The organism is Clostridium sp. 1001270J_160509_D11 (assembly GCF_015667935.1).
In the GTDB taxonomy this organism is placed as follows: domain Bacteria; phylum Bacillota; class Clostridia; order Peptostreptococcales; family Peptostreptococcaceae; genus Intestinibacter.
In genome coordinates this window covers 1-3,000 of record NZ_JADPET010000213.1, presented here as the reverse complement: position 1 = coordinate 3,000, position 3,000 = coordinate 1, and the positions used below count along the sequence as shown (strand labels likewise).

At 25.5% G+C, this 3,000-nt stretch carries 3 protein-coding genes; all 3 read left to right on the top strand.

The window, feature by feature from the left end:
• Positions 1-211: 211 nt before the first annotated feature.
• Positions 212-1,258, top strand: a complete 1,047-nt coding sequence (locus I4U58_RS13275; RefSeq protein ID WP_007287780.1) for an IS1595-like element ISCpe8 family transposase — start codon at positions 212-214, stop codon at positions 1,256-1,258.
• A 133-nt stretch (positions 1,259-1,391) separates the two neighbouring features.
• The gene (locus I4U58_RS13270; protein WP_007287781.1) at positions 1,392-2,099 is read left to right on the top strand and encodes a hypothetical protein; all 708 of its coding nucleotides are present in this window, start codon (positions 1,392-1,394) and stop codon (positions 2,097-2,099) included.
• A gap of 125 nt (positions 2,100-2,224) precedes the next feature.
• Positions 2,225-2,572, top strand: a complete 348-nt coding sequence (locus I4U58_RS13265) for a hypothetical protein (protein WP_007287782.1) — start codon at positions 2,225-2,227, stop codon at positions 2,570-2,572.
• Positions 2,573-3,000: the final 428 nt, after the last annotated feature.

Sequence of the window (3,000 nt, the reverse complement as noted above, 5' to 3'; positions counted from 1 at the left end):
TGCATAGCTCAGCTGGATAGAGCAACGCCCTTCTAAGGCGTGTGTCCGGGGTTCGAATCCCTGTGCGCTCACCAATTATAAAAGTTTCACATTAGTGAAACTTTTTTTTTTGGCTATGTTAGCTAACTTTGTGATTAATTATATCTAAAATAGGCTATAATATAGGTATAGACTATATTTCAACTAATTTACAGAAAGGATACCTAATATTATGTCAAAAATAGATATAAAAGCTATGATAAAAGATTTAAAAAAGAATGAACTTACAGAGTTAATTTCAGTAGCACAAGAAGTATTAAGTACTTTATTTAATTCTTCTGAAATTAGAGATAATGTTAAAGAAAGTAGATTTTCTAAAGGATACGAGTGCCCAAAATGTCAATGTAAAGATGTAAATAAAAATGGGAAATCTAATGGAAGACAAAGATATATATGTAAACGTTGTCGTACAAGTTTTGATGAGTTTACTATGTCCCCATTCTCTAATACAAAATTAGGGTTAGATAAATGGCTAAAATACTGCGAATTAATGATATTAGGACTTTCTATAAGAAAATGTGCTGAAGAAGTAGGAGTAGGTGTTAAAACGTCTTTTTACATGCGTCATAGGATACTTGATGTAATCAATTTATCATTAAAAAATGATAAAGTTGAAGGTATAGTTGAAGTAGATGAATGCTTTATTAAGGAGTCTTTTAAAGGGAATCATTCTAAAAGTACTACATTTGTAATGCCTAGAAATCCTAGAAAAAGAGGTAAAGGTAAAAATGATAAGAAGAAAAGAGGAATATCAAAAGAGCAGATTTGTATAGAGACAGCAATTGATAGAAAAGGAAATATCCTTATGGGTGCTGTTTGTAATGGTAGAATTACAACAAATCAAATAGTTAACTTCTTTGACAATAAAATATGTGAAGATGCTACTTTTTGTGTAGATTCACATAAATCATATATGGGAATAAAGGATAAGTTGAACATAGAGTTAAAGCAAGTTCCTAGAGGAAAATCAATGATAGATAGTGTTTATCATTTACAGCATATAAATGCTCTTCACAGTAGCTTTAAGAGATGGTTAATGACTTTTAATGGTGTATCCACAAAATATATCAATAATTATTTGGCTTGGTTTAAATTTCTACAACTAAGTAAGAAGAATAAAAAGAATGACCGAATTAAAGATATGCTAGTGAATGTAGCTACTAAGGATACATATGTAACTAGAGCCACTATTAGAAATAGATTCATTGAATTAACATAAAGTAAGGAACTTTACTTCAAATTAATGAAACCATTTTATAATTGGAAAACAATTGAATACTTTATATAATATAATTAAGTTCGTAATTATTATATATTGAGAATTAATTATAAATAAAAAGGGGAAATTTTATATGGTAAAAGTAATTAGGTTAAGTTTATTTTTAATTGCTATATCATTATTTTTAACAGGGTGCAGTAATTCAAAAGAAGATATAACTTTGGATATTAATAAAAATGAGAATTTAATTGATACTAATAATATTAATCAAATTATTTCTAATGATATTTATTCAAAAGAAAGCGAAGAACAAGAATTGATAAATATAATAGAATCAGTAGAAAAAAATAAACCTACTATGTCAGATGAAGAACGATATGATTTAAGAACTGATATATTCTTTAACTTAAATCAAGAGCAAGTTCTTAAATTTGGAGACTGTTATACTGCATTGAACCAAGTTATTTTTGATGATAGATATAAAGAATTATTCGATAAGGCAAATAATCGATGGGATGCTTATGATAATAATGATTTATATGGAATTGTAAATACTATAAGATACATATCTAATTCAGTAAAAAATCAAGCGTTTAAAAATGATTTAAATAGAATTGAAGAATTGTGTTCATATGGATTAGAATATAGAGATATAATCGCACTTATTGATGCAAGAAGAATAATGAGAGATATTCAATATCACATATTTGAAGTTCCATATTTTAAAGAGGGAGATGCTATAGTTGAAATAAATGAAGAAGATTATAGCATATATTATGGAGCTAGTGAAGTATTAGAAGGAGATAGATATAAAACTATAGGTATATATAGATATAAATAGTTTAACATAGCCTTTTATAAAATTAGGCTATGTTTTAAATAAGTGTTGAAAATGATATAATATAAACTAAATCGCAATTGTCATATATTGTGACTTATAAGTAAAACACTATAATAGTGTTGATTATGAAGAAAGGTGATGCGATGAAACAAGAAAAAAGGATATATATACGAAAGTATGTTTCAGCAATTATATTTTCTAACATAATAGTATGGTTTAGCTGGGCATTGCCATTAATACTACTAGATGGTATAAAACTTAATGATGAATATCTTTTACAATTGGGATTTCTGTTAAGAATAGTGCTAAGTACAATACCTTTCATAGTGCTATTTGATTATACTAAGAGGAAGTATAAAGAAAATAAATTTACGAAAATGTGCTATATTTGTAGTATTATAAGTATGTTGTTATTACCAACTTTGTTTTTCATATTACATCTTGAAATAGGATATGGAGGTTGGTTTTGGTAAAAGTTATAATTTATAGAAGTAGCTTAATAGACAATATTAATATATTACGAACAATTTATAGTAAGTTATATAATCAACCACATATTAGAATTCAATATATTGAAAATTCTAAGGTGTGGTTGTTTTTATGTCATATTTATCACGAAGATAGCTAACATAGCCTTTTTTTTATACAAAAATACAGATTTCTCTTTAAACTTGTGTATAATTTGTACATACTTGGATTATTATAGTATAATACAAAGTGAAGTAATAAAAAATTGATATAATTGACATAAAAAAGTAAATAATTTTAATAAAAAAAGTATTAAAATATATAAATAGAGATAGTTAGAAAATGAAAATATCAGGATTAATAAGCAGTATTAATACAAGAAAAATATAAAAATTAATAACCTGTATTAATATAAGGTTAGTTATTAATAATA